Consider the following 26690-nt stretch of genomic DNA (forward strand, 5'->3'; position numbering starts at 1 on the left):
AGCATGGCAATTCATACAGACGACCTCAGCTCTATTCCAGAAGATTTACCGGAAGGTAATGACCGCATCGTCAGCGGGGCAGCTGGTAATACCGAGGCTGTTTTTGAAAGAGCCCTTCGCCCGAAACAACTCGATGAGTATGTTGGTCAAACCAAAGCACGCGCCCAATTAGAAATTTTCATCAGCGCCACAAGAGCACGTCAAGAAGCTTTGGATCATGTTCTTTTGTTTGGACCTCCAGGTCTTGGTAAGACAACCCTTGCTCATATTATTGCTAGAGAGCTAGGTGTTAATCTGCGTCAAACAAGTGGTCCTGTCCTTGATAGACCGGGCGACCTGGCCGCCTTACTTACAAACCTAGAGACCAATGATGTTCTGTTTATCGATGAAATTCATCGCCTCTCTCCAGTTGTAGAAGAGATTCTCTACCCTGCACTAGAGGACTACAGTCTGGACATCATGATTGGTGAAGGCCCTGCTGCACGTAGCGTGAAGATTGATCTTAAGCCCTTTACTTTAATCGGCGCCACAACACGCGCTGGCATGCTCACTAATCCATTGCGTGATCGCTTTGGTATTGTCGCGCGACTTGAGTTCTATACAACAGAAGAGCTCACCAAAATTATTACTCGTTCAGCCAGCTTATTAAAAGCAAGCATTGATCCAGAAGGATCGATAGAGATTGCTAAGCGTGCGCGTGGCACCCCTCGAATTGCAAACCGCCTGTTACGTCGTGTGCGTGACTATGCAGAAGTAAAGGGTACTGGCACTATTACCAAAGCCATGGCTGATGCTGCCCTAAAAATGCTCGATGTAGACCCAAGCGGTTTTGATGTCATGGATAGAAAATTACTTGAAGCTATCTTGCACAAGTTTGATGGTGGTCCAGTTGGCATCGATAATCTCGCTGCAGCAATTGGCGAGGAGCGCGATACCATTGAAGATGTTCTAGAGCCCTACCTCATTCAGCAAGGCTATCTACAGCGAACCTCACGCGGCCGAGTAGCGACCCGTCAGGCATATGAGCACTTTGGCTTAACGCCACCTAGCGGAGTTGGCAGCCTAGAAATCTAAGCGGATCGCAGCAGCTTAGCTCAGCGTCACTTTCGCAAACTTGCGTTTACCAACTTGCACTACATAAGCTCCAGTTTCAATCTTTAATTGCTTATCAGCGATCGTCACACCATCAATCTTCACACCGTTTTGCTCGATGTTACGCATCGCTTCTGATGTTGATGGAGCTAATCCAGCTGCTTTCAGAAGACTAGCAATTCCCATTGGAGCACCAGAAAGATTTACTTCTGGAATGTCATCAGGAACCCCACCCTTAGCGCGATGATTAAAGTCTTCTAAAGCTTTTTCTGCTGCAGCTTGTGAATGAAAGCGCGCTACGATTTCTTGGGCGAGCAGTACTTTGCAATCTTTTGGATTACGTCCAGCAGCTACTTCTTGTTTCATGAGATCGATTTCAGACATCGGACGGAATGACAGCAATGTGAAGTAATCCCACATCAAATCGTCCGAAATACTCAAGAGCTTTCCAAACATGTCGCCAGCAGGCTCACTGATGCCAATGTAATTCCCTTTGGACTTGCTCATTTTCTCAACACCGTCCAAGCCAACGAGGAGTGGCATAGTCAAGATACATTGAGGCTCTTGCCCATGTTCACGCTGGAGTTCGCGTCCAACTAAGAGGTTAAATTTTTGATCTGTGCCGCCAAGCTCTAAATCGCTCTTGAGTGCAACAGAGTCATAACCTTGCATGAGTGGATATAAAAACTCATGAATGGAGATCGGAACGCCACTGCGATAACGTTTGGTAAAGTCATCGCGCTCGAGCATGCGAGCAACGGTATGTTTGGCAGCTAACTGAATCATGCCACGAGCCCCCAAGGGATCAGACCATTCGCTGTTGTAGCGCACTTCTGTTTTAGAAGGGTCAAGCACCATACTTGCTTGACGATAGTAAGTTTCAGCATTGACGGCGATTTCTTCAGCAGTCAATGGAGGGCGCGTAGCGTTACGACCCGATGGATCACCAATCATGCTAGTGAAGTCACCAATCAAAAAAATAACGGTATGGCCTAAATCTTGTAACTGGCGCAATTTATTCAGAACGACTGTATGACCTAAATGAATATCAGGGGCTGTAGGGTCTAAGCCCAATTTAATCCGCAAAGGAGTCTTAGTAGCTTGGCTACGAGCTAACTTCTGCACCCAGTCAGCCTCAACCAATAGCTCATCACAGCCACGTTTGGTGACTTCGAGCGCCGCAAAGACTTCGGGGGTCAAGGGATATTTTTGTTCTGGTTTAGCCGTCATGCTGATTCGGGGTGCTGATTCAGTTAAATTAGTAGTTAAATTGCTAAAGCATAATTGTCGCATTCCTGAGAGCCACATGATCAAACCCCAATCCTTCTATATCGGTCTAATGTCTGGTACCAGCCTAGATGGGATAGATGCTGTTCTAGCCAAGATTGGGTCTAATGGCGAGGCAACTGCAGTAGAAGCTGTCAGCACCCCTTTCGCGGCTGAGCTCCGTAAGGCCTTATTTGAGCTCCAAAGCCCTGGTCCAAATGAGCTCCATCGGGAAAAGCAGGCAGGCAATGCCTTGGCCTTAGCCTACGCAGAAGCTGTTATGCAATTACTAAACAAAACCAAACTCCAATCCTCTGATATCACCGCGATTGGGGCGCATGGTCAGACTATTCGTCACCAACCACACCTTGGTGACATGGCTTACACACATCAAACACTCAACCCAGCTCTCTTGGCAGAAAAAACTGGTATTGATGTCATTGCAGATTTCAGAAGTCGGGATTTAGCTGCGGGCGGGCATGGTGCCCCATTAGTTCCAGCCTTTCATGCGCAGCAATTTATAGAAGATAAAAATCTAGCTATTCTCAATATCGGTGGCATTGCTAATCTCACCCTATTACCAAAGAATGGTGAAGTTACTGGCTTTGATTGTGGTCCTGGAAATATGCTGATGGATGCATGGATACACGAACATCAAGGAAATGCTTTTGATGAGAATGGTGCCTGGGCATTACAAGGCAAAGCAAACGAAGCATTACTTTCAAAGATGTTGAGCGATCCATTCTTTTCTAAAACCCCACCTAAGAGTACTGGTAGGGATGACTTTCATCTTCATTGGTTGCATGAAAAAATGGGGAATGAAAATTATCTTTCCGAAGATGTGCAAGCAACGTTGCTGCATTTGACTGCGCACTCAGCATTAGATGCTTTAGTGCGTCATTCCCCGCTAACCCAGAAGCTGATTGTCTGTGGCGGTGGCGCAAGAAATTATGCCTTGATGAATTTATTTAAAGCGAAAGCAGCGCATTTCTTCAAAAAACCCCTAGAAATTATTACCAGTGACGCTGCTGGTATTGATCCGCAATTGGTTGAAGGTCTTGCATTTGCATGGCTTGCATGGGCCCATAAAGAAAAACGGCCAGCAAATTTGCCAGCCGTTACGGGAGCGAAGGGTCCTAGAATTCTAGGCGCTTGCTATCCTGCTTAGTTTTTAAATGACCTAAGCCGAGAAAGAAGATCCGCAACCGCAAGTGGTGGTTGCATTGGGATTCTTAATCACAAACTGTGAGCCGTTGATGTCTTCTTTGTAATCAATTTCAGCGCCAACTAAATATTGGAAGCTCATTGAATCGACTAACAAAGTAACACCATTCTTTTCAAAGAGTGTGTCGTCTTCATTCACGGCATCGTCAAATGTAAAGCCGTATTGGAAACCCGAGCAACCGCCGCCTTGAACGAATACGCGTAATTTCAATTCAGGATTGCCTTCTTCTGCAATCAAGTCAGCCACTTTTGCAGCAGCGTTGTCCGTGAACACCAATGGGATTGGTGGCTCAGCTAAGTCTTGTGCAGGTTGTGTAGCTAATTCGGTCATGATTCACTCCTAAATCAAATGGGTATGTCTTATTTTAGGCTTTTAATGTCCAGTTTGCTGAAGGGTCATTATGGCGAAACAGCAATCTGGGTAAGGCCAGTAGTCTCGGGCAAGCCAAACATGAGGTTCATGCACTGCACGCCTTGGCCTGAAGCGCCCTTTACCAGGTTGTCTTCAACCACCAAAATCACCAAAGTATCACCACCGCCTGGGCGATGGATTGCAATCCGAATGCCATTGCTACCACGTACAGAACGTGTTTCTGGATGACTACCTGCAGGCATCACATCGACAAAAGGTTCATCCTTGTAGAAGTTTTCATACAATTTTTGGTAATCAACATCTTTGCCAGCCTCAGTCAAACGCACATACAGCGTCGAATGAATCCCTCTAATCATCGGCGTTAAATGGGGTACAAAAGTTAAACCGATCTGATCATGACCAGCAATAGCCTTCAAGCCCTGCTCGATCTCAGGTAGGTGGCGATGTCCTTTAACGCTATAGGCTTTAAAGTTATCGCTTGCCTCAGATAACAAAGTACCAATTTCAGCCTTGCGTCCAGCGCCAGAGGTACCTGACTTGGAGTCCGAAATAATATGAGTGCCATCAATAAGGTGTTTGCCACCAGTGGATTTTGGTGAGAGCAAAGGTGCAAGACCCAGCTGAACTGAGGTTGGATAGCAACCCGCTAACCCAACCACCCGGGCTTTTTTAATCGCATCACGATTAATTTCTGGCAAACCATAAACAGCTTCAGCCAAAATTTCTGGGCAGTTATGTTCCATGCCATACCACTTGGCAAACTCTTTAACATCTTTCAAGCGAAAGTCTGCAGCCAGATCCAAAACCTTCACACCGTTAGCAAGCAGCTCTTTTGCTTGTGCCATCGCAACGCCATGAGGAGTTGCAAAGAACACCACATCACATTCATTTAGCTTTGCTTCATCTGGGGTTGTAAATTTCAGAGCAACACGACCGCGTAAAGATGGAAACATCTCAGCTACTGGCATACCAGCTTCTGTGCGAGATGTAATTGCAGTGAGCTCTACCTCAGGATGCTGCGCTAACAGACGCAACAACTCCACTCCGGTGTAACCAGTACCGCCAACGATGCCAACTTTAATCATGCCATTCTCCAAAATACCGACTGATGAATTTTATTTCTTTAATACCTAGATTGTAGAAACAAAAAGGGCCGCTTGCGCGACCCTTTCGATAAAACTTAAGCGACTGAAAGAATTAGCGCTTGCTGAACTGCTTACGACGACGCGCGCCATGCAGACCAACTTTTTTACGCTCAACTTCACGAGCATCGCGAGTTACCAAACCTGCTTTAGACAGGGTTGGCTTCAACGCGTTGTCGTAGTCGATCAATGCACGCGTAACGCCGTGACGAACTGCACCAGCTTGGCCAGTTTCACCGCCACCAGAAACGTTTACTTTGATATCAAAGGTCGTTAAGTGGGCCGTGAGAGCCAAAGGCTGACGAGCGATCATGCGTGATGTTTCACGAGCAAAATAAGCATCGATAGGCTTGCCATTAACAATAATGTCGCCCTTGCCAGATTTAATGAATACGCGCGCAACAGAACTCTTGCGACGACCAGTACCGTAATTCCAATTTCCGTAATTAATAGCCATTTGGTTTCCTTAAATCTCTAACGCTTTTGGCTGTTGAGCCGCATGCGGATGATTGGCGTCGCCGTAGACTTTTAATTTCTTAATCATGGCATAGCCTAGTGGGCCTTTTGGCAACATACCTTTGACAGCCTTCTCTAAAGCGCGGCCCGGGAAACGGTCTTGCATCTTATCGAAGTTAGTCGAGCTAATACCACCTGGGTATCCGCTGTGACGGTAATAAATTTTGTTCAAGCCTTTTGTGCCTGTGACACGGAGCTTAGAAGAATTGATGACAACAATAAAGTCGCCAGTATCAACGTGTGGGGTGTATTCAGGCTTGTGCTTGCCGCGTAGACGGAGTGCCACTTCACTGGCGACACGACCGAGGACTTTGTCCGTAGCGTCAATCACGAACCATTCATGCACTACCTCATGGGATTTTGCAGAAAAAGTTTTCATGATTTCTCAAATTGTTATAGTCAAAAAAATTACCCCAACCAAACTACGTCCACCTTGGCCCTGCTTATGTTTGCAAGCTCGCAGATTCTGCAATTTAACTGGTACAACAAATTACCGCTGACCGGCTCGGTAATTCAGTAAAGCCTTGAATTGTAACCCAAAAAAAACCCAGGAACGAGTCCTGGGTTGGAATCCACCTATGTTTGGGTGGAGGAGACACTGGGAGGTAAGTCGCAGTCTTGTATAAGACTGACTACCAATATGGTTATTGTATCCATATGCATGGTGCAATGCAAGAAAATTGACCAAAATCAAGATTTTTATGTTGCTCTGCAGCAACTTGATTTCCCAAAAAATAGGTAAACTATTGATAATATTGATTAATTTAGTAAGTTAGGGGTCACTAATAATGGAATGTCGAGTAAGTTGGTTAGGTAATGACGGGATGGCTTTTTCTGCAGAAACAGGCAGTGGCCACCTTGTAAACATGGATGGTGCCCCTGAAGCTGGCGGCAGAAACCTTGCTCCAAGGCCAATGGAGCTGCTTTTAGCGGGTGCCGGCGGTTGCTCTGCATTTGATGTGGTTTTAATCCTACAAAGGGCCCGTCAGGCCATTAGTGGCTGTGAAGTGGTCCTCCAAGCTGAGCGAGCTACAGAAGACCCTAAAGTCTTCACTAAGATCAATTTGCACTTTACGGTCAAAGGAAAAGACTTGGATCAGGCAAAGGTAGATCGCGCCGTAAAGCTCTCACATGAAAAATATTGCTCAGCGACAACCATGTTGGCTAAAACTGCAGAACTAACTTACAGCGTCGAAGTCATTGCGGAATAAGTGCAGAGTCAATCGATAAGCCGGATTCTGTCGCCTAGATTTGCATCTAGGGGCAATCATTCCTCTAGGCCGTCAGTTACCTGACGGCTCAAGCTCCCTACCCGCAGACTCAGCGGGACGCCTCATCGTCTGCATACTTGGGATTGCTCCAGGTGGAGGTTACCGCGTTTCACCGTAACTAAATACGCTCGTCTCTGTGGCCCTATTCCTCACGTCACCGTGGATGGCCGTTAGCCATCACCCTACCCTATGGAGTCCGGACTTTCCTCCCCCTCAATAAAGAGGCGGCGATTGCCCAATTGACTCTGCGCCTGCAGTCTACCGCAGTCAGAGCAAATTAGTGAAGAAGGATCTAATTTGAGCTTTAAACCAAAGACCAAGCAATGGTTTCGCCAGCACGCAGCGGAACAATGGTGTCATCACCGAGCGGCAATTCATTTGGAATATTTTGAACTTGCTTTGCTAATGTAATTTTTTTGCTATTACGTGGCAGCGAATAAAAATCTGGCCCAAAAAAACTGGCAAAGCCTTCAAGCTTATCTAACTTACCGATACTCTCAAATGCTTCAGCATATAAACCCAATGCATTAAACGCGCTGTAGCAACCCGCACAACCGCAAGCAGCCTCCTTTGCACCCTTGGCATGTGGCGCACTATCCGTACCTAAGAAGAAGCGTGGGTTACCACTAGTAGCAGCCTCTAATAAAGCAATGCGATGCTCTTCACGCTTAAGCACAGGCAAACAATAGTTGTGAGGACGAATACCGCCAGAAAAAATTGCGTTGCGATTCATTAGCAAGTGTTGTGGAGTAATGGTTGCTGCAATCGTATTCTTAACATCCGTTGCTGCGTCACGCACATAGTGAGCAGCCTGCTTAGTAGTGATATGTTCAAAAACAATTTTGAGTGCAGGCAATTTTTTGCGCAGAGGCTCTAATATTGTATCGATAAATACTGCTTCACGATCAAAGATATCGATTTCAGGGCTCGTTACTTCACCATGCACTAAGAGCGGCATACCAACGTCTTGCATTGCTTCTAAAGCCAGATGGCAATGCTGAAGATCGCTCACCCCAGCATCACTATTCGTTGTTGCGCCTGCGGGATATAACTTGAATGCCGCAATTCCAGCAGCTTTCGCCTTACGAACCTCATCTGCAGAGGTGTTGTCAGTGAGATACAAAGTCATTAACGGTGTAAAGCTAGAAACACCTAGTGATTTGAGATTTTCTTGTATGCGCGCTTGATATGCTTTAGCTAAATCTACAGTAGTCACTGGAGGCTTTAAATTAGGCATGATGATGGCGCGTGCGAATTGGCGCGCAGTATCTGCCAATACATCCTTCATGACTTCACCGTCACGAATATGCAAATGCCAATCGTCTGGCTGAATCAATTGAATTTGAGTTGGAGCATTGGACATATTATTTTTCTAGCAAGATGATGCGGAAATCATTCACATTAGTAAGTGTAGGGCCAGTTTCTACTAAAGCGGCCAATTCTGCAAAGAAGCCATAGCAATCATGCAGTGATAAAAATTTGTCTGGTACTAGACCTGCTATCTGGCTAGATTGGCGAACTACGCCATCAAACCAGGCTCCGGCATTCTTTTCGCTACCATCAATTCCATCGGTATCGGCAGCTAATGCAGACAAGTGAGGCAGATCTTTAGATGCAGCAAAGAGAGAGAGTAAATATTCACTACAACGACCCCCTCTACCTTTGATGTCTCCTGGGATGGTTACAGTGCATTCACCGCCTGAGATGATGGCTTTTGGGGTATTGAGTCCCTTTGCAAGATAGTTGCGCACTAATGCAGCTTGCTCAATACCTACCTCTTGCGCCTCACCAGTAATCGTATCGCCCAAAATAATGGGATCGTAACCCTGAGCACGAACATACTCAGCAGCTGCCTCTAAGCTTTTATAGGCTGTAGCGATGACATGATTAGCCACCTGCGCACTTACAAGATCAATATCTTTTAAGGTTTCTGGCTTTTCCCCTGCCAGGCCTTGCTTGAGATGATTAAGTACCGATACAGGTATCGATTGTTCATCTAATCGATACTTTTCTAAGATATTGAGTGCATCTAAATAGGTGGAATAGTCGGCAGCGCAAGGTCCGCTTGCGATATCCGCTGGTGAATCGCCCGTGACATCAGAAATCAGTAAAGCCTCTACCCTTGCACCTCGTTCAATAGCTACTCTAGCTAAATTACCGCCTAAGATAGCAGATAAATGTTTGCGTACTACATTCATTTCTTCAATGGGTGCGCCACTTCGTAAGAGCGCTTCAGTAGTCCTGCGCATATCTTCAATCGAAATTCCCTCTTGAGGTAATGTAAGAAGACTAGATCCTCCGCCAGATACCAAGGCAATTAATACATCACCCTGTTTGAGCTGATTTGTTAATCCCAAAATTTCTTTTGCCCCATCCATCCCCGCCTGATCAGGCACTGGATGTCCTGCCTCAACAATCTTGATGCAATTAGTTGGTGAGTTATGGCCATAGCGCGTAAGCACCACACCCTCCAACCTAACTTGGGGCCAATGCGTTTTTGCATAAGCCTCAAGTGCACTAGCCATGGATGCACTGGCTTTTCCAGCGCCTACTACCAGGCACTTTCCTGTTGGCTCTTGCCCAACTGGAAATATCTTTGCTAAATATTGGGGAACGATGATTTGTGGATCAGCAACGGCTACTGCAGCGGCAAAAGCGTTTTTGAGAATCGCTTCTTTGCTTGCTATCTGAGAGAGCAGGGTACTGTTTTGGGTCATGAAGCTATTCTAATCAAGAGTAGCGCGTTCTTGCATTTGCCACATCTCGGCGTACCTACCTTGAGCGGCAAGAAGCTCCATGTGGGTTCCTCTCTCGACAATCTGCCCATGTTCCATGACCAAAATTTGGTCGGCATGAATAATTGTTGAAAGGCGATGGGCAATGATGAGTGTGGTCCGATTTTTGGCCAAACTGAGTAACTCTTCCTGAAAAGCGCGCTCTGTTTTGGAATCTAGAGCGGAAGTAGCCTCATCAAATATCAACATTGCTGGCTTTTTAAGCAGTGTTCTAGCAATGGCTACGCGCTGTTTCTCGCCTCCAGAGAGCTTCAAGCCCCTCTCACCTACCTGTGTGTCGTATCCATCTGGTAAGCGCTTAATAAAGCCGTCAATTTGAGCTGCTCTCGCCGCCTCTTGTACCTCTTCAATCGTGGCTGAAGGATCACCATAGGCGATGTTATAGCCAATCGTGTCATTAAATAAAACTGTATCTTGCGGAACGATGCCAATTGCTTTGCGCAAGCTAGCTTGAGTGACGTCTTGGATATTTTGACCGTCAATCAGAATTTCTCCTGACTGCACATCATAAAAACGAAACAGCAATCTTGCCAGCGTGCTTTTACCAGCACCGCTTTGACCGACAACCGCAGTAATGGTGCCAGCCGGAATATTGAAACTAATATCGCGAAGAATTTCACGCTTAGCTTCGTAGTGAAATGACACATGCTCAAACCGCACATCTGGGCCATGGCCGCGATTTTGAATTTGGAGTGACTTTGCATCAGGAGAGTCAGCAATTTCTTTATCGGTATTTAATAAAGAGAACATACGATCCATGTCAGTCAATGACTGTTTAATTTCTCGATAAATCACTCCCAAGAAATTGAGCGGTATGTAAAGCTGAATCATCAAGGTATTCACTAAAACTAAGTCGCCCAAGGTCATTGTTCCATTAACTACCCCTACCGTAGCGCGCCACAGGATCAGCATTAAACCAGTCGCAATAATGATTTGCTGTCCAAGATTCAAAAACGCTAAGGTCTTTTGCGACTTGACTGCTGCGGCTTGATAACGCAATAAGTTCTCATCGTAACGTCCCGCTTCAAATGCCTCATTGCCAAAATACTTTACTGTCTCAAAGTTCAATAGGGAGTCAATGGCTTTCTGATTCGCCTTTGAATCCATATCGTTCATCGTACGACGGTAATGAGTTCGCCATTCAGTAACCACGATCGTAAAAGCAATATATAGAACCAAGGCTGCCAAAGTAATTGCAGCAAACCAAATGTCATAGGAGTAGGCGAAGTAGCCTAGTACTAAACAAAACTCAATCAAGGTGGGCAAGATGCTATACAGCGAGTACGAGATCAGCGACTGAATACCACGTGTTCCGCGCTCAATATCTCTACTGACACCACCCGTCTGCCGCGCAAGATGAAAACTTAGAGCTAAGGAATGCAAGTGTTCAAAAACTTGAAGCGCTACCTTACGAACTGCATTTTGGGTAACCTTGGCAAATAAGGCCTCACGCAACTCCGTAAAGAGGGATGCAGAAATTCTTAATAAGCCATAGGCAAAAATAATGCCCAGAGGCACGACTAGAAGGGCTTGTGGTGAGCTTGCTTTGATATCCAAAGCGTCAATCAACTCTTTCATCACAATCGGAATGCCGAGATTGACAACCTTAGCGGCAATCAAACAGCTCAGCGCAATAATGACTCTAAAGCGGTACTCCAAAAGGTATGGCAGAAGATCGCGAATAACCCGCCAATCACCTCGTTGAGGTGTTTTTGAATCAGTACTTCTGTGGTGATGTCCCGATGAATGTCTCATCGTCCTATCTTATTCGCTTCTAGTGGGGTTCGTTGAAAACACTTGTTGAATGGCCTGACCATTACTCGGTGAAAAACATCTTTTACTAGCCTCTTGATAGGGAAGCCACTGATAGGATACATGTTCTCTTGGCGATAACTTAATACTGGTGTCATCAGGAACTTGCAGTGAAAACCAATGTTCGGTATTGTGAATAATTCCAGGTGCATAACGAAAACGCCACTCTGGGTAAATCGTATATTCAATTTGATGGTGCATATTGCTTAATGCGCCATCAGGTAATCGATCAACATCAATGCCAGTTTCTTCAAAGACTTCTCGAGCTGCGGCAACAGACAAATCCTCATCAGGCGCATCTAGGCTACCTGTGACTGATTGCCAAAATCGCGCCCTATCAGCGCGCTCTATTAATAAAACATCCCCATTTGATTTGTAGATAACTACTAAAACCGAAATGGGGATTTTCAAGATAGCACCAAGAAATGCTGCTTAAATTGTTTTAAGCCGCCGGCGCAGCTTGGCGCAAACGGATATGCAACTCTTTCAATTGACGCTCATCAACAGAGCTTGGAGCTTGAGTGAGCAAGCATTGTGCACGTTGGGTTTTAGGGAATGCAATCACATCGCGAATAGATTCGGCACCGGTCATCATGGTCACAATGCGATCCAAACCAAAAGCAATACCGCCATGAGGAGGCGCACCATATTGGAGTGCATCGAGCAAGAAACCAAACTTAGCCTGGGCTTCTTCAGCGCCAATCTTCAGGGCGCGGAATACCTGACTTTGAACAACCTCTTGGTGAATACGTACAGAACCGCCGCCGATTTCACTCCCGTTCAAGACCATGTCATAGGCTTTGGCTAAGCACTTGCCAGGATCAGACTCTAAATATTGCATGTGCTCATCTTTAGGGCTGGTGAATGGATGATGGCAGGCAACCCAGCGGGCTTCGCCTTCATCGTAATCAAACATGGGGAAATCAACCACCCACAATGGCTTCCAACCTTCAGTAAAGAGGCCATGCTCTTTACCCCAAGCAGAGTGACCGATACGCAAACGCAAATTACCGATTGCATCATTCACTACTTTTTCTTTATCGGCGCCGAAGAAAATAATATCGCCATCTTTTGCACCAGTACGCTTTAAGATACCTTCGATAGCTGCATCGTGTAAATTCTTCACGATTGGTGACTGCAAACCATTACGGCCTTCAGTGACAGAGTTCACTTTGATCCAAGCTAAACCTTTAGCTCCGTAGATGCTGACAAACTGAGTGTAGTCATCGATTTCGCTACGGCTAATTCCAGCACCGCCAGGCACACACAATCCTACTACACGGCCGCCGTCTTGATTGGCTGCACCTGAGAACACCTTGAAATCAACGTCTTTCATCAAATCCGTTAATTCGGTGAACTCAAAGTTCACGCGTAAGTCTGGTTTATCGGAGCCAAAACGTGCCATACCTTCGGAATAAGGCATGGTTGGGAAAGGATTCGGCAATTCAACGTTCATCGTCTTTTTGAAGATATGACGAATCATGTTTTCAAACAACTCACGAATCTCTAATTCGCTTAAAAAGGCAGTTTCACAGTCGATCTGAGTAAATTCAGGCTGACGATCAGCGCGTAAATCTTCGTCACGGAAACACTTCGTAATTTGGTAGTAACGATCAAAGCCTGCCACCATGAGTAATTGCTTAAACAACTGAGGAGACTGTGGCAAAGCAAAAAACTGACCATCATGTACACGTGATGGTACCAAGTAGTCACGCGCACCTTCTGGTGTGCTCTTAGTGAGCATTGGGGTTTCAATGTCAATAAAGCCAGCATCATCTAAATAGCGACGACATTCCATTGCCACGTTGTAACGCAAGCGTAAATTCTTTTGCATTTGGGGGCGACGCAAGTCTAAGACGCGATGAGTAAGTCGAGTGGTTTCAGACAAATTCTCATCATCAATTTGGAATGGGGGTGTTATAGATGCATTGAGAATGACTAGGCCATGGCAAAGAACTTCTACTTTACCGCTGACTAAATCATTATTTTCAGTTCCAGCTGGACGGGCACGTACAAGTCCTTTGATCTGGATACAAAATTCATTGCGAACCTGCTCAGCGAGCGCAAACATTTCAGGGCGATCTGGGTCACAAACAACTTGAACAAAACCTTCACGGTCACGCAAGTCAATAAAGATAACCCCGCCATGGTCACGACGACGATTTACCCATCCTGAGAGGGTGACCTCTTTACCAATTAAAGAATCAGTAACTTGGCCGCAAGTATGGCTACGCATTGACATAACAATTTCCTATAAATCAAAAATGGGGTGGCGACTCAAGAGCAGTCAGGCCACTAGAATTATTTGGTGGAACAGAACCCATAGAAACAATGTGTTTCAAGGCCTCTTCGACACTCATCTCTAGTTCGATAGTTTGATCGCGTCTTACGATCATAAAAAAACCAGAGGTAGGGTTTGGGGTAGTAGGTAGAAAGACATTGACATATCCCTCGCCTAATTTAGCGGTAACCTCTTTTGCAGGAGCGCCAGTTTGAAAGGCAATCGCCCATGATTCTGAATGGGGGTAACGAATCAATAAGGCTTTACTAAATGCCTGACCACTGCCAGAAAATAAAGTAGAAGAAACTTGTTGAACGCTAGAATAAATTGAGCGCACTACTGGAATACGATTGACCAATTTATCCCATACCTTGATCCACCACTGCCCAGCAAAACTAATTGCGATAACGCCGGTAACAATAATGACTGAAACTACAATCAAAATTCCAACACCGGGTAATTCGCGGAAATGCTGAAGATCGGCTGCAAACTGATGCGGGAAAACAGCGATGATTGCCTGCATTACAGAACCAAAAACGCCATCGAGCAAACCCAAGCCCCAAGTAATCACCCAAATGGTGACTGCCATGGGAGCCCATACGAGAATGCCAGCGATAAAGAATTTTTTCATGTGTTCTACCTAACCCGCTATTTTAGCGGGTTAGTAGCCAAGCGGTAAGAGACTAATGAATGCCTAGGCTGATGATCAAAATTCCAGCCAAAAAACCACCAGCAAAGAGTAAGGCGCCGACTAAAAGCTTATGGGTCCGCCTTTCTTCCAGCAAAAGGGCTTTTAGAACCTCCAATTCGCCGTTTTGGTCTTTTAATTGGTGTCGATTCTGCGCCATGCTCTCGGCAATGAGGCGCGGCAATGTGGGCAAGATTTTGGCCCAAGTAGGGGCCTCCTGCTTTAAGCCATCAATTAAGCCGCTCCACCCCAACTGTTTGCTCACCCATTTCTCAAGAATCGGTTTGGCTGTTTTCCACAAATCCAGATCGGGATCCAGCTGCCTAGCAAGGCCCTCTACATTCAAGAGCGTTTTTTGCAATAAGGTGAGTTGAGGCTGAATTTCCACTTTAAAACGACGTGATGTCTGAAATAAACGCATCAGTACGATTCCCAAAGAAATCTCTTTCAAGGGTCGGTCAAAGTAAGGCTCACAAACCGATCGCACGGCGCCTTCTAACTCCTCCACTCGCGTATTGGCTGGAACCCATCCTGATTCAATGTGCAACTCAGCCACGCGGCGGTAATCCCGATTAAAGAAAGCCAAGAAATTTAAAGCTAAATAATTTTTATCTGATTCACTTAATGCGCCAACGATGCCGAAATCCAAAGAGATAAAGCGACCAAAGGTATCAGACTCAAGACTGATCATGATATTTCCCGGGTGCATATCCGCATGGAAAAAACCATATTCAAATACTTGTGTAAAAAATATTTCTACTCCATCAGCTGCAAGCTTTTTAAAGTCGACCCCTGCAGCGTGTAATTCCGCGGTGCGGCCAATAGAAATGCCATGCATTCTTTCCATGACGATGACATTGGTATGACACAGGTCCCAATACATCTCGGGAATCATTAACTTCTCGGAATTAACAAAGTACCTACGTAACTGACTAGCATTCGCTGCCTCACGCATGAGATCGAGCTCATCATGTAGGTAGGTATCAAATTCACGAACGTTTTCACGTGGCTTTAAGCGGCGACCATCTTCTGAGCTTTTTTCTATCACCTTAGCCAAGTCATACATCAAGGCCAGATCACCTTCAATCACCGGCAAAATACCAGGGCGCAGTACCTTGATAGCCACTTCCTTGTGAGCCCATTCAGGATGTTTTTCTGTCGCACGCAAAACGCCGAAGTGCACTTGTGCTACTGAAGCGCTAGCTACTGGAGTGGCATCAAAACTAATAAATACGTCTTCGATTGGCTGACCTAAATCCGCTTCAATTAAGCGTCGTGACTCTTCATTCGAAAAAGGTGGCACTTGATCTTGTAACTTTGCCAATTCATTCGAAATATCCTCCGGCAGTAAATCGCGCCTAGTAGAGAGCACTTGTCCAAACTTAACAAAAATAGGGCCAAGCGCTTCTAGGGTTAAGCGAATACGCGCCCCTCTTGGCAAATTACTGCCGGGTGACATCCAGCAAATCACGGTTAACGCGCCGCGACTGATTCCAGGTCTCAATATGTCACGCAGCAGAGGCAACAATCCATAACGCCAAGCGGTAAAGAAAATGAAACAAAGACGAGCAATTCGACGCACGATTTATTTAGCCTTTTGCTCTAAGAGTTGAATGCGTTTTTCTATACGATCTACAGAATCACGCAAATTATTTAATTCGGTTTTACGAACCATAAAATCTCGCTGGTTTAAAAGCACTTTTCTTTCTTCACTGACATACTCAACTACATTGTCTAGTAAATCAGTTGCCGCAGAGCGAGTAGCAGAAATCAATTTTTTCCCTTTTCTCACTGCGAAGTTAGCGGGTGCATCACCCACTAGGCGAGCCAAATCCTCCTCATACTCCCAGCGTAATTGTCCTGCAAGCCTTCCGATCAACTGCGCCAAATCTGCATCACCAGTAATCTTCACCGCTTTAAAGGCTTGCTCGCGTAAATTTCCAGGACCGCCCATTAGCTCTGCAAGCGCTTTTGATGAGACCTCCAATACAAGAGAGGAATGGTCGCCCTCTTTAACAGCAGCTAAAAATCCGATTGAATTAATCTCAAAACACATCTTGCCCAGAGGAAGCTCTAAAAGCACGGTTTTGCCAGAATGCTTCGCCAATTCAGTGCAAGCCCAGGGCTCAGAGCTCAAAACATGATTAATACCCCGGCAAGCAGCACCGGCAGCGATGGTGTGGGTTGTAGAAAATGATGTATTCATAAGTGTAAAAAACCCGCACTAGTGCGGGTTTTCCAACGGAAAGTACCTAAAGCTTAAACCAACTGAGAGATGCCCGCCAGTACCCAGCCGCCAGGACCGTTTACTGGCTTGCTCAGATTCCAGATTTCAGAAAAATCACTTGCTGGTGCTCCCGGCTGCTCCCGAATCATGCCCTTGAACTGCACACTGCAAAAATAATGCGCTTCGCTAGTCTCAATTCCCAAAAGTTTGGCGTCAATTGAAAGAACATCAGTCTGATTGGCGCTATCACTACGCCCTGCCAAATCCTGCTGAATGGTGGCAAACATTTCTGGGGTTGTAAATTCACCCAAAGCAGCCAGATCGCCTAAATCCCAAGCTTTTTGTAAATTCACAAAATACTGTTTTGCGTTCTCTAAAAAGGTGCGCTCATCAAAACCTGCGGGTATGGTGGACTCAAACTTCTCATCCGCAGCGCTTACGCCACTATATGCATTTGCTGCCGGAGCAAATCCAGGATCCTGTCTTGGTGTCTGATCCAGGTTACTCCGAGGTACAGCCGCTGGTGGCACATTTGTATTCTGGCCTGCGCCAGATAAAGCGGGAAGTATTTTTCGAATCAAAAACATAATGACAAATCCAGCGATCATGGCAATCAATAATCCTGTAATCAATGAAGATGCTGCATCTCCCAAGCCAAAATGGGAAAGAAGGTAACCAATCCCTAGGCCCGCTGCAAGACCACCCAATATCCCACCCATGCCGCCAAAACGACTAGGCGCGGGAGCTTGAGGCGCAGTTGGCGCTGGTTGCGCTTGAGCTGGCTGCGCTGGTTTTTGGACTGGCGTCGCTTGTCTTTGAATAGGGGCGCTTGGGGCACGGCCAAAACTTCTACCACCGCCAAGTCGAGCAGCATCTACGGAACTAACAGATGCAAACACTAAAGCCAAGCTGATTAAAACTGATTTAAAAAAATGTCTCTTCATTTTTATTTACCCATCTAGTAACTACTGTACTTCTTGAGTTTTTAAACACTTAAAAACTATACATCCACTAATACTTAATACCAATATGTAATGCGACGATGCCCCCTGTCATTCTATGGGTTTCGACCTCATCAAAACCGACGCCCAACATGATTTCTTTGAGCGTATCCGCATCTGGATGCATGCGGATAGATTCTGCTAAATAACGATAGCTCTCTGAGTCTTGGGCAATTTTTTCACCCAACCATGGCAAAACCTTGAAAGAATAAGCGTCATAAACAGGCTGCAGAAATGCGTCTGGCTTTGAAAACTCCAAAACTAGCACGCGGCCACCCGGCTTAATAACGCGGCACATTTCACCCAATGCAATGTCTTTGTGTGTCATATTGCGTAAACCGAAGGCTACAGTCACAACATCAAAATTGTTATTAGGAAATGGAATTTTTTCTGCATCAAATTGAACACAGGGCAACGCCATACCGCGATCTAGGAGTCGATCGCGACCGACCCCAAGCATGGACGCATTAATGTCGCTCAGCCAAACTTGAGCATCCGGGTTGCTTCCCCAGTTCGCCGCTTTAGCAAATGCTGCAGCAAGATCACCAGTACCCCCAGCAATATCCAAAACCTTTTGGCCGGGACGCACTTGAGCACGAGCAATAGTTATTTTTTTCCATAGACGATGAAGGCCGAATGACATGAAGTCATTCATCACATCATATTTGCTGGCTACCGAATGGAATACTTCAGCAACTTTGCCGGCTTTTTCTGCCTCATCAACACTTTGATAACCGAAGTGGGTTTTACTCATTAATGGCTTCCACAAGAATGGCCTTTAGTTGTCATTGGCGCATCACGATCGAGACCAGCTAACGCCAATTTATCTAAATGCTCTTTCCATAACTGTTCTTGATTTTCACAAACGAAATATAAGAAGTCCCAGGAATACAGCCCTGAATCATGTCCGTCTGAAAAAGTGGGCTTTAAAGCGTAATGTCCAACAGGCTCTAGACTAGAAATCACAACATCACGTTTGCCTGTTTGCAATGTTTCCTGGCCTGGTCCGTGGCCTTGCACTTCAGCAGATGGAGATAACACTCTGAGCAACTCAAAAGGTAATTTATAGATAGCTCCGCCGTCATAAGACAGCTCCAATACTTTTGAGTGTTGGTGCACCACAATGTTTGTTGGAATCATTAAACCAATACCCTCTCAATACCACCTTGATTAGCCTTAGCAACATACTCTTGCATCCAGTTTTCACCTAGCAATTTTTGAGCCATCTCCACCACAATGTAATCAGCCGTGGTATCGCTATCGGCATCAAAACGCGTTAAGCCCTGTAAACACGATGGGCAGCTGGTAAGCACTTTGACATCACCAGTGAAATCACCCTTACGTAAATCATTGGCGCCTTTTTCCATTTCAATTTGCTTGCGGAAACGCACTTGGGTAGAGATGTCAGGACGTGTCACAGCCAAAGTTCCAGATTCACCGCAGCAACGATCATTCTTTTGAATCGCTTTGCCATCTTCCAGCTGAATTAATTCATTCACTGTCTTCAATGGGTCCTGAAGCTTCATCGGAGAGTGGCAAGGATCGTGATACATGTACTTCACGCCTGTAACACCAGAGAGCTTAACGCCCTTCTCTGCCAAAAACTCATGGATATCAATAATTCGGCAACCAGGGAAAATCTGCTCAAACTGATAGCCAGCCAACTGGTCATAACAAGTCCCGCAAGAGACAACCACAGTCTTGATGTCTAGGTAATTCAAAGTATTGGCAACACGATGGAATAAGACACGGTTATCCGTAATCATCTTTTCAGCTTTATCAAAGTCGCCATTACCCCGTTGTGGATAACCACAGCATAGATAGCCTGGTGGAAGAACCGTTTGTACTCCTACATTCCATAACATCGCTTGAGTAGCCAATCCTACTTGAGAGAACAAACGCTCAGATCCACAACCCGGGAAATAAAACACTGCCTCAGTATCCGAAGAGGTTGTTTTTGGATCTCGAATAATTGGAACGTAGTTTGCATCCTCGATATCCAACAAGGCACGTGCCGTTTTCTTAGGGAGATTTCCCGGCATCTTCTTATTCACAAAGAAGATAACCTGCTCCGTTACGGTCGGTTTGCCGACTGTTGCTGGCGGGTGTGCAGTTTGTTTCTTGGCAAACTTGCGCAACACATCATTACCTAAGCGTTGTAACTTATAACCCCAACCAATCATGGTCTTGCGTGCCAAATTAATACTTTCTGGGCTAGTGGCATTCAAGAAGAACATCGATGCAGCTGTTCCAGGGTTAAAACGCTGCTGACCCATTTTGCGCAAAAGATTGCGCATATTCATGGTCACCTCACCAAAGTCAATATTGACAGGGCATGGAGTCAAGCATTTATGACAGACCGTGCAATGCGCAGCCACATCATCAAACATTTCCCAATGGCGAATAGAAACTCCTCGCCGCGTTTGCTCTTCGTACAAGAAGGCCTCAATTAATAATGAAGTCGCCAAAATCTTGTCTCGTGGGCTGTAAAGCAAATTAGCGCGCGGCACATGTGTTGAGCAGACAGGTTTGCACTTTCCGCAACGCAAACAATCTTTAACGCTATCAGCAATCGCACCAATATCACTTTGCTGCATGATGATAGATTCATGCCCCATCAGACCAAAACTCGGTGTGTAAGCCATGCTGAGATCAGCATTCGGCATCAACTTACCTTTGTTAAAACGGCCCTCTGGGTCAACACGATTTTTATAGCTGCGGAAGTCTTTTAGCTCTGCTTCGGTCAAATATTCCAATTTGGTAATACCAATACCATGCTCTCCAGAAATCACGCCATCTAATGAGCGAGCTAATTTCATAATCCGATCAACGGCACGATGCGCATCTTGCAACATCTCGTAATCATCGGAGTTCACTGGAATATTGGTATGAACATTCCCGTCGCCTGCGTGCATATGCAGGGCCACAAATACGCGCTTACGCAAAATGTTTTTATGGATAGCTTCTAGTTCATTCAAGATTGGCTCAAATACCAAGCCGCCAAAGATAATGCGTAGCTCTGAACGAACCTCTTCTTTCCATGAAGCACGCAAGCTGTAATTCTGCAATTGCGGGAAATAGGTATCCATCTGCATGAGCCACTCAGCCCACCGCGCACGTACGGTTGCAATCAATTCCAGAGCTTGCTGAACACGATCCCCCAAAATTTCTGCTGTTGGGATTTCATAATCCTCATCACTTTTACCTAAAGGTAATGCGCTCTTAGTTAAAAATGATTCAAGCGCATCCAGTACTTGTAATTTATTTTTAAGCGAAAGTTCAATATTGATAAGATCAATACCATCGGTGTACTCACCCATACGTGGCAAGGGGATCACGACGTCTTCATTAATCTTGAAGGCATTGGTATGACGAGCAATGGCGGCAGTACGGGCACGATCTAACCAGAACTTCTTACGAGCTTCAGCGCTTACAGCAACAAAACCTTCGCCGACACGCAAATTCGCCATGCGCACCACTTCACTGGTCGCAGCAGCTACCGCTTCCTCATCATCGCCAGCAATATCGCCAATCAAAACCATCTTAGGCAAACTGTTGCGCTTAGATTTAGTTGAATAACCGACCGCCCTCAAGTAGCGATCATCCAGATGCTCAAGGCCGGCCAAAATTGGACCGCCTTGCTTGCTCAAGCCGTCTAAGTAAGCCTTAATCTCGACAATGCTTGGAATCGCTTCACGCGCTTGGCCAAAAAACTCCAGGCAAACAGTGCGCATATATTTCGGCATACGATGCAATACCCAAGTTGCGCTAGTAATTAAACCGTCGCAACCTTCTTTTTGCACACCTGGTAAGCCTGATAAAAATTTGTCAGTAACGTCTTTGCCTAAACCTTCTTTACGAAAACGTTTACCTTCAACTTCTAATAGCTCTGTTTTTAAAATACGTTCGCCTGGTTCACTATTGCCATCAGACCAAGTTAATTGAAAACGTACTGTTGCTACATCATGGATCTTGCCCATATTGTGCTCGAGTCGCTCAATATCCAACCAATTCCCTTCGGGATCGACCATGCGCCAGCTAGCGAGATTATCTAAAGCAGTCCCCCAAAGAACCGCCTTCTTACCGCCAGCATTCATCGCAATATTGCCACCGATACAACTAGCATCAGCCGATGTCGGATCGACCGCAAAGACCAGCCCTGCGTGCTCTGCAGCATCAGATACACGGCGTGTTACTACGCCTGCACCTGTAAAGATAGTAGATACCTCGCGATCCATTCCAGGCAAGCGCTTCGATTTCACTCCACCGATGTCTTGCAACTTCTCGGTGTTAATTACCGCAGACATTGCATAGAGAGGAATAGCACCACCGGTATAGCCAGTGCCGCCTCCACGAGGAATAATGGTTAAGCCTAACTCAACGCATGCTTTTACTAAACCAGGAATTTCAGATTCGTAGTCAGGCTTGAGAACTACCAAAGGAAATTCAACACGCCAGTCGGTTGCATCAGTCACATGCGCTGCACGCGAAATACCATCAAAACAAATATTGTCACTTGCTGTATGGCGGCCTAATTCTTTGCGCGCACGTTTGCGAATTTGCTCTACTTCTTTAAAACCATTTTGGAAATTTTCAACTGCACGATAAGCAGCGCTCAACAAAACTTCTACTTGTTCTGCAGAGTCACCTACATTTCGTTTTTTTACCTCACCCAAACGATGCCAAAGAGCATCGATCAACTGCTGACGGCGATTGGCGTTATCCAATAAATCATCTTGCAAAAACGGGTTACGTTGAACGACCCAGATATCACCCAAGATTTCAAATAGCATGCGAGCAGAACGGCCTGTACGACGTACGCCGCGCAGCTCATTTAGAACGCGCCAAGACTCCTCGCCCAATAAGCGAATAACAATCTCACGATCAGAGAAAGAGGTGTAGTTGTAGGGAATTTCACGCAGGCGGGGTGATCCCGCCTCGGCGTCCAACAACTGATTCAAAGCTAGTGGAGCATTCATAGCGACATATTCGATAAATAAGCATTTTAATTGAGCAATCCTGATAGTGGCAGGAAACAGTAAAAGTCGCTCCCTCTGGAGATAAACCCTTGCAAAACTAAGGGCTTAGAGGCCATCCGTGGTACGCTCATTGGATGGCAACGAACTATTTAAAGAAAATTTTATCGGCTCGCGTCTATGACGTAGCTAGAGAAACCGAGCTCCAAGTAGCTCCCGAACTTACCAGGCGATTGGGCAACCAGGTCTTACTGAAAAGGGAGGATAACCAGCCGGTTTTTTCCTTCAAATTGCGTGGCGCCTATAACAAAATGGCCCATTTACCCTTGGAAGCCCTAAAACGCGGGGTAATTGCTGCTTCTGCAGGCAATCATGCACAAGGGGTAGCCCTTTCTGCCGCCAAAATGAAGTGCAAAGCAGTCATCGTGATGCCGGTTACCACCCCTAGCGTCAAAATTGATGCGGTAAAGGCCCGTGGCGGCTCTTGGGTCGAAATTATTCTGCACGGCGAATCCTATAGCGACGCTTTTAAGTATTCAGAAGTTCTGGGTAAAAAACGCGGCCTCACCTTCGTTCACCCGTTTGATGATCCTGACGTCATTGCCGGGCAAGGAACCATTGCTCACGAAATTTTTACGCAATATGAAAAACCCATTGATGCAGTATTTGTGGCAATTGGTGGTGGCGGCTTAATTTCCGGAATTGGTGAATACATCAAAGCAGTGAGCCCAAAGACTAAAGTGATTGGCGTTCAAGCATCGGACTCTGATGCCATGAACCAATCTCTCAAAGCAAACAAGCGCATTGAAATGAAAGATGTCGGTTTATTCTCTGACGGCACTGCAGTAAAGCTAGTAGGCAAAGAAACCTTTCGCATTTGCAAAAAAGTGGTTGATGAAATCATCACCGTTGATACCGATGAAATCTGCGCAGCAATTAATGATGTGTTCACTGATACCCGTAGCATCCTTGAACCAGCAGGCGCACTAGCTATTGCAGGCATGAAGAAGTACGTCGAAAAGAAGCGTATTAAGAAGAAAACTTTAGTGGCTGTGGCTTGTGGAGCCAATATGAACTTTAGCCGCCTGCGCTTTGTAGCTGAACGTGCAGACGTTGGCGAGTTCCGTGAAGCGGTATTTGCTGTCACCATTCCTGAAGAGCGAGGATCACTCAAGCGCTTTTGTGAGTTACTTGGAAAACGCAACGTTACCGAATTTAATTATCGAATTGGCAACCAAAGTGAAGCACATATTTTTGTTGGTATTAGCACGCAAAAATCTGGTGATAGCGAAGTCATTGCCAAGCATTTCCGCAAAGCCAAATTTGCAACTATCGATCTGACGCATGATGAGTTAGCCAAGTCTCACTTACGCCACATGGTGGGTGGACATTCAGCACTCGCAAATGATGAGCTGTTGTACCGCTTTGAATTTCCAGAGCGCCCAGGTGCTTTGATGAAGTTCTTGACCAGCATGGCGCCCAATTGGAATATCAGCTTATTTCACTACCGCAATCATGGTGCAGACTATGGTCGCATTCTAGTAGGCCTACAAGTTCCTAAGAATGAGCAAAAGAAATTCCAAAACTTCTTGGCTAGTCTTGGCTATCCCCACTGGGATGAGACCAACAATCCTGCCTACCATCTCTTCCTTAAATAGAACGTCATTAGATGTCATACACACTCACCGGAAAACTCGTAGTTGCGATCTCCTCGCGCGCCCTGTTTGATTTTGAAGAAGAAAACCGCATTTTTGAATCAACCGATGACAGTGCGTATATGAAATTACAGCTTGAGCGTCTTGGTATCGCAGCTCAAAAGGGAGTTGCCTTTCCGTTAGTCAAAAAACTATTAGCCTTTAACGAGGAAGGTGAACAGCGAGTAGAGGTCGTTATCCTCTCCCGCAATGATCCAGTGAGTGGCTTAAGAGTGTTCCGCTCAGCTGAGCATCATGGCTTACATTTAGAGCGAGGTGTTTTCACTAGAGGGCGTCCACCGTATCACTATCTTCGCTCCTTACATGCCAATCTTTTCTTGTCTGCCAATGAAGATGATGTCCGAGCCACGATTGATGCAGGCTTTCCAGCAGCCCGTGTGTTTCCAGAATCAAGCAAAACCGCTGAGTCTCATCCAAATGAAATTCGCATTGCTTTTGACGGAGATGCGGTGCTCTTTTCGGATGAAGCTGAACAAGTGTTTCAGAAAAAAGGTTTAGAGGCATTTGTCGACCATGAAAGCAAAAAGGTCGACATCCCACTTCCGCCTGGACCCTTCAAGCCCTTGCTAGAAGCACTGCACAGGCTACAGCGGTCTACTAGTGAAAATGGTATGCGTATTCGTACCGCATTAGTAACGGCTCGCTCTGCACCCGCACATGAACGTGCAATTCGTACTCTCATGGCTTGGGGTATTGATGTTGATGAAGCGATGTTCTTGGGCGGCCTGTCGAAAAGCGAATTTCTGCGAGAATACGAACCTGATTTCTTCTTTGATGATCAAACGGGTCACTGTCAATCAGCAGCTTCGGTAGCACCCACAGGCCATGTAGTATCCGGCGTTTCTAATAGACCTAAAAAGTCAGTCAAATAACGGAGTTAGTGAACCTCATGGCCACATTACCTCTCGGACAATCTACGCAATATCCGGATCAATATGATCCAAGCTTACTATTCCCAATTCCCCGCACTGAAAACCGCGCGAAACTAGGGCTTAAAGAGGGACAAGCATTGCCGTTTGTGGGCATTGATATTTGGAATGCATTTGAGTTGAGTTGGCTTAATCAAAAAGGTAAACCACAAATAGCACTAGCTGAGTTCCAGATCCCAGCTGACTCACCCAACATGATTGAGTCCAAATCATTCAAGCTTTATCTCAACAGCCTAAACAGTGCTCGCTTTGAAGATGAGGGTCAAGTCAAAGATCGCCTCATCACGGACTTATCTGCAGTTGCCGGCAGCAAGGTCGCCACTCGTATTCATTCGACTGAAGCCGTTTCAAAAAAGGGAATGCAAGAAATGAGTGGCATTCTGATGGATCGTCTTGATATTGAGATAGATCCACATCTCCCGGCTGACCCTAGCCTACTGGGTGTGAATGAGTCTTTTGGTCCGATTGAACAATGCCTCGTTTCCCATTTACTGAAATCCAATTGCCCCGTTACAGGACAGCCTGATTGGGCCAGCGTGCAGATTCGTTATCAAGGTAGGCCCATTCTCGAGGAAGGTCTATTGCGTTACTTAATTGGCTTTAGGCAATTAGGAGAATTTCATGAGCATTGCGTTGAGACCATCTTTACCGATATCAAGCGTCAGTGCAAACCAGAAAAGCTTTCTGTATATGCACGCTACACCAGACGTGGCGGCTTAGATATTAATCCCTTCCGAACCGATCACAACTCCCCATGGCCAGAAAATACTCGCCATGCGCGCCAATAAAAAACCCCTTGTAGGAAATCCTAGAAGGGGTTTTGGTTTTCAAACAACAACTAGTTGATGTTTGATCAATAATTAAAACGGAATATCGTCATCCATTGCACCAAGTGATGCAGCATTCGATGCAGATGGAGCAGACTGCTCAGCCGGCTTTGAACGCGCATAGCTTTCGCCACCATCACCACTTCCGCCAACTGGCTTACCACCAAGCATTTGCATAGTTTCTGCAACGATCTCAGTGGAATATTTTTCTTGACCACTAGCGTCAGTCCATTTTCGGGTGCGCAAACGACCTTCAACATAAACCTGTGAACCTTTTTTAAGGTACTGACCAGCGATTTCTGCAAGCTTGCCAAAGAATGCAACGCGGTGCCATTCTGTGGTTTCTTTCATTTCGCCAGTTTGTTTGTCTTTGTAGCGGTCTGAAGTTGCTACTGAAATATTTGTAACGGCGTCGCCGCTTGGCATGTAACGCGTTTCTGGATCACGTCCGACGTTACCTACGATGATGACCTTATTTACCGAAGCCATGTTGTCTCCCGAAGAAAAATACTGCTGTTATTACTACTAAAAAATAAACTGCTCGCTTTAATTAAA

Annotated in this window: 24 protein-coding genes and 1 other RNA gene; 6 read left to right on the forward strand and 19 right to left on the reverse strand. The window is 45.8% G+C overall.

Annotated elements, in window-relative coordinates:
- The first annotated feature begins 3 nt into the window (after positions 1–3).
- The gene (ruvB, locus tag PNUC_RS09750; protein WP_011903715.1) at positions 4–1074 is read left to right on the forward strand and encodes a Holliday junction branch migration DNA helicase RuvB; all 1071 of its coding nucleotides are present in this window, start codon (positions 4–6) and stop codon (positions 1072–1074) included.
- Between the two features lie 15 nt (positions 1075–1089).
- Here ruvB and tyrS read toward each other — a convergent pair whose 3' ends face one another.
- Complete coding sequence (tyrS, locus tag PNUC_RS09755) at positions 1090–2322, reverse strand: tyrosine--tRNA ligase (RefSeq protein WP_011903716.1); 1233 nt, start codon at positions 2320–2322, stop codon at positions 1090–1092.
- Positions 2323–2398: 76 nt separating this feature from the next.
- Between tyrS and PNUC_RS09760 the strand changes: the two genes are divergently transcribed.
- Positions 2399–3526 (forward strand): anhydro-N-acetylmuramic acid kinase, encoded by a 1128-nt coding sequence (locus tag PNUC_RS09760; RefSeq protein WP_011903717.1) that lies wholly within the window; start codon positions 2399–2401, stop codon positions 3524–3526.
- A 12-nt stretch (positions 3527–3538) separates the two neighbouring features.
- On the opposite strand, the gene erpA is transcribed toward PNUC_RS09760, so the two are convergent.
- The 4 genes from erpA to rplM form a co-directional block, all read right to left on the reverse strand.
- Entirely contained in the window at positions 3539–3913 is a 375-nt protein-coding gene (gene erpA / locus PNUC_RS09765; RefSeq protein WP_011903718.1) for an iron-sulfur cluster insertion protein ErpA, read from the reverse strand.
- A 68-nt stretch (positions 3914–3981) separates the two neighbouring features.
- Positions 3982–5040, reverse strand: coding sequence for an N-acetyl-gamma-glutamyl-phosphate reductase (gene argC / locus PNUC_RS09770; RefSeq protein ID WP_011903719.1), 1059 nt, complete (start codon positions 5038–5040; stop codon positions 3982–3984).
- Positions 5041–5152: 112 nt separating this feature from the next.
- Positions 5153–5554 carry a 30S ribosomal protein S9 gene (gene rpsI, locus PNUC_RS09775; RefSeq protein WP_011903720.1) on the reverse strand — a complete coding sequence of 134 codons (402 nt, stop codon included), beginning with the start codon at positions 5552–5554 and terminating at the stop codon, positions 5153–5155.
- A gap of 9 nt (positions 5555–5563) precedes the next feature.
- Complete coding sequence (gene rplM / locus PNUC_RS09780) at positions 5564–5992, reverse strand: 50S ribosomal protein L13 (RefSeq protein ID WP_011903721.1); 429 nt, start codon at positions 5990–5992, stop codon at positions 5564–5566.
- Positions 5993–6401: 409 nt separating this feature from the next.
- Between rplM and PNUC_RS09785 the strand changes: the two genes are divergently transcribed.
- Entirely contained in the window at positions 6402–6824 is a 423-nt protein-coding gene (locus PNUC_RS09785; RefSeq protein WP_011903722.1) for an OsmC family protein, read from the forward strand.
- Here the strand turns inward: PNUC_RS09785 and rnpB are convergent.
- From rnpB to PNUC_RS09845, 13 genes are all read right to left on the reverse strand, one after another.
- An RNA gene (gene rnpB / locus PNUC_RS10840) (RNase P RNA component class A) lies at positions 6825–7131 on the reverse strand. It abuts the gene before it with no gap.
- A 57-nt stretch (positions 7132–7188) separates the two neighbouring features.
- Positions 7189–8247 (reverse strand): dihydroorotase, encoded by a 1059-nt coding sequence (gene pyrC, locus PNUC_RS09790; RefSeq protein WP_011903723.1) that lies wholly within the window; start codon positions 8245–8247, stop codon positions 7189–7191.
- A 1-nt stretch (position 8248) separates the two neighbouring features.
- Complete coding sequence (locus PNUC_RS09795) at positions 8249–9601, reverse strand: glycerate kinase type-2 family protein (RefSeq protein WP_011903724.1); 1353 nt, start codon at positions 9599–9601, stop codon at positions 8249–8251.
- Between the two features lie 9 nt (positions 9602–9610).
- Positions 9611–11434, reverse strand: coding sequence for an ABCB family ABC transporter ATP-binding protein/permease (locus PNUC_RS09800; protein WP_011903725.1), 1824 nt, complete (start codon positions 11432–11434; stop codon positions 9611–9613).
- A gap of 9 nt (positions 11435–11443) precedes the next feature.
- Positions 11444–11902, reverse strand: a complete 459-nt coding sequence (gene nudB, locus PNUC_RS09805) for a dihydroneopterin triphosphate diphosphatase (protein ID WP_011903726.1) — start codon at positions 11900–11902, stop codon at positions 11444–11446.
- A gap of 31 nt (positions 11903–11933) precedes the next feature.
- The gene (gene aspS, locus PNUC_RS09810) at positions 11934–13733 is read right to left on the reverse strand and encodes an aspartate--tRNA ligase (protein WP_011903727.1); all 1800 of its coding nucleotides are present in this window, start codon (positions 13731–13733) and stop codon (positions 11934–11936) included.
- Between the two features lie 16 nt (positions 13734–13749).
- Positions 13750–14403: a DUF502 domain-containing protein gene (locus tag PNUC_RS09815; protein ID WP_011903728.1), complete on the reverse strand. Its 654-nt coding sequence runs from the start codon at positions 14401–14403 to the stop codon at positions 13750–13752.
- Positions 14404–14455: 52 nt separating this feature from the next.
- Entirely contained in the window at positions 14456–16042 is a 1587-nt protein-coding gene (gene ubiB, locus PNUC_RS09820) for a ubiquinone biosynthesis regulatory protein kinase UbiB (RefSeq protein ID WP_011903729.1), read from the reverse strand.
- A 3-nt stretch (positions 16043–16045) separates the two neighbouring features.
- A complete protein-coding gene (locus tag PNUC_RS09825; RefSeq protein ID WP_011903730.1) occupies positions 16046–16666 on the reverse strand; it encodes a ubiquinone biosynthesis accessory factor UbiJ in 621 nt (206 codons plus the stop codon).
- A 53-nt stretch (positions 16667–16719) separates the two neighbouring features.
- Positions 16720–17631, reverse strand: coding sequence for a Tim44 domain-containing protein (locus PNUC_RS09830; RefSeq protein ID WP_011903731.1), 912 nt, complete (start codon positions 17629–17631; stop codon positions 16720–16722).
- 67 nt (positions 17632–17698) lie between these two features.
- Entirely contained in the window at positions 17699–18442 is a 744-nt protein-coding gene (gene ubiE, locus PNUC_RS09835) for a bifunctional demethylmenaquinone methyltransferase/2-methoxy-6-polyprenyl-1,4-benzoquinol methylase UbiE (RefSeq protein ID WP_011903732.1), read from the reverse strand.
- A complete protein-coding gene (locus PNUC_RS09840; RefSeq protein WP_011903733.1) occupies positions 18442–18828 on the reverse strand; it encodes a gamma-butyrobetaine hydroxylase-like domain-containing protein in 387 nt (128 codons plus the stop codon). The genes ubiE and PNUC_RS09840 overlap by 1 nt, the downstream gene beginning before the upstream one ends.
- The gene (locus PNUC_RS09845) at positions 18828–22667 is read right to left on the reverse strand and encodes a DUF3683 domain-containing protein (RefSeq protein ID WP_011903734.1); all 3840 of its coding nucleotides are present in this window, start codon (positions 22665–22667) and stop codon (positions 18828–18830) included. The genes PNUC_RS09840 and PNUC_RS09845 overlap by 1 nt, the downstream gene beginning before the upstream one ends.
- Before the next feature lie 134 nt (positions 22668–22801).
- Here PNUC_RS09845 and ilvA point away from each other — a divergent pair, with 134 nt between their 5' ends.
- Genes ilvA through queF form a run of 3 tightly spaced genes read left to right on the forward strand, consistent with a single transcriptional unit; the run spans position 22802 to position 26096 of the window.
- On the forward strand, positions 22802–24322 hold the full coding sequence (ilvA, locus tag PNUC_RS09850; protein ID WP_011903735.1) for a threonine ammonia-lyase, biosynthetic: 1521 nt from the start codon (positions 22802–22804) through the stop codon (positions 24320–24322).
- An 11-nt stretch (positions 24323–24333) separates the two neighbouring features.
- The gene (locus tag PNUC_RS09855) at positions 24334–25251 is read left to right on the forward strand and encodes a 5'-nucleotidase (protein WP_011903736.1); all 918 of its coding nucleotides are present in this window, start codon (positions 24334–24336) and stop codon (positions 25249–25251) included.
- A gap of 17 nt (positions 25252–25268) precedes the next feature.
- Complete coding sequence (queF, locus tag PNUC_RS09860; RefSeq protein WP_011903737.1) at positions 25269–26096, forward strand: NADPH-dependent 7-cyano-7-deazaguanine reductase QueF; 828 nt, start codon at positions 25269–25271, stop codon at positions 26094–26096.
- Positions 26097–26168: 72 nt separating this feature from the next.
- Here queF and ssb read toward each other — a convergent pair whose 3' ends face one another.
- Entirely contained in the window at positions 26169–26624 is a 456-nt protein-coding gene (gene ssb / locus PNUC_RS09865) for a single-stranded DNA-binding protein (protein WP_011903738.1), read from the reverse strand.
- Positions 26625–26690 lie beyond the last annotated feature (66 nt).

Origin of the sequence: Polynucleobacter asymbioticus QLW-P1DMWA-1 (genome assembly GCF_000016345.1) — a bacterium.
GTDB classification, from domain to species: Bacteria; Pseudomonadota; Gammaproteobacteria; order Burkholderiales; family Burkholderiaceae; genus Polynucleobacter; species Polynucleobacter asymbioticus.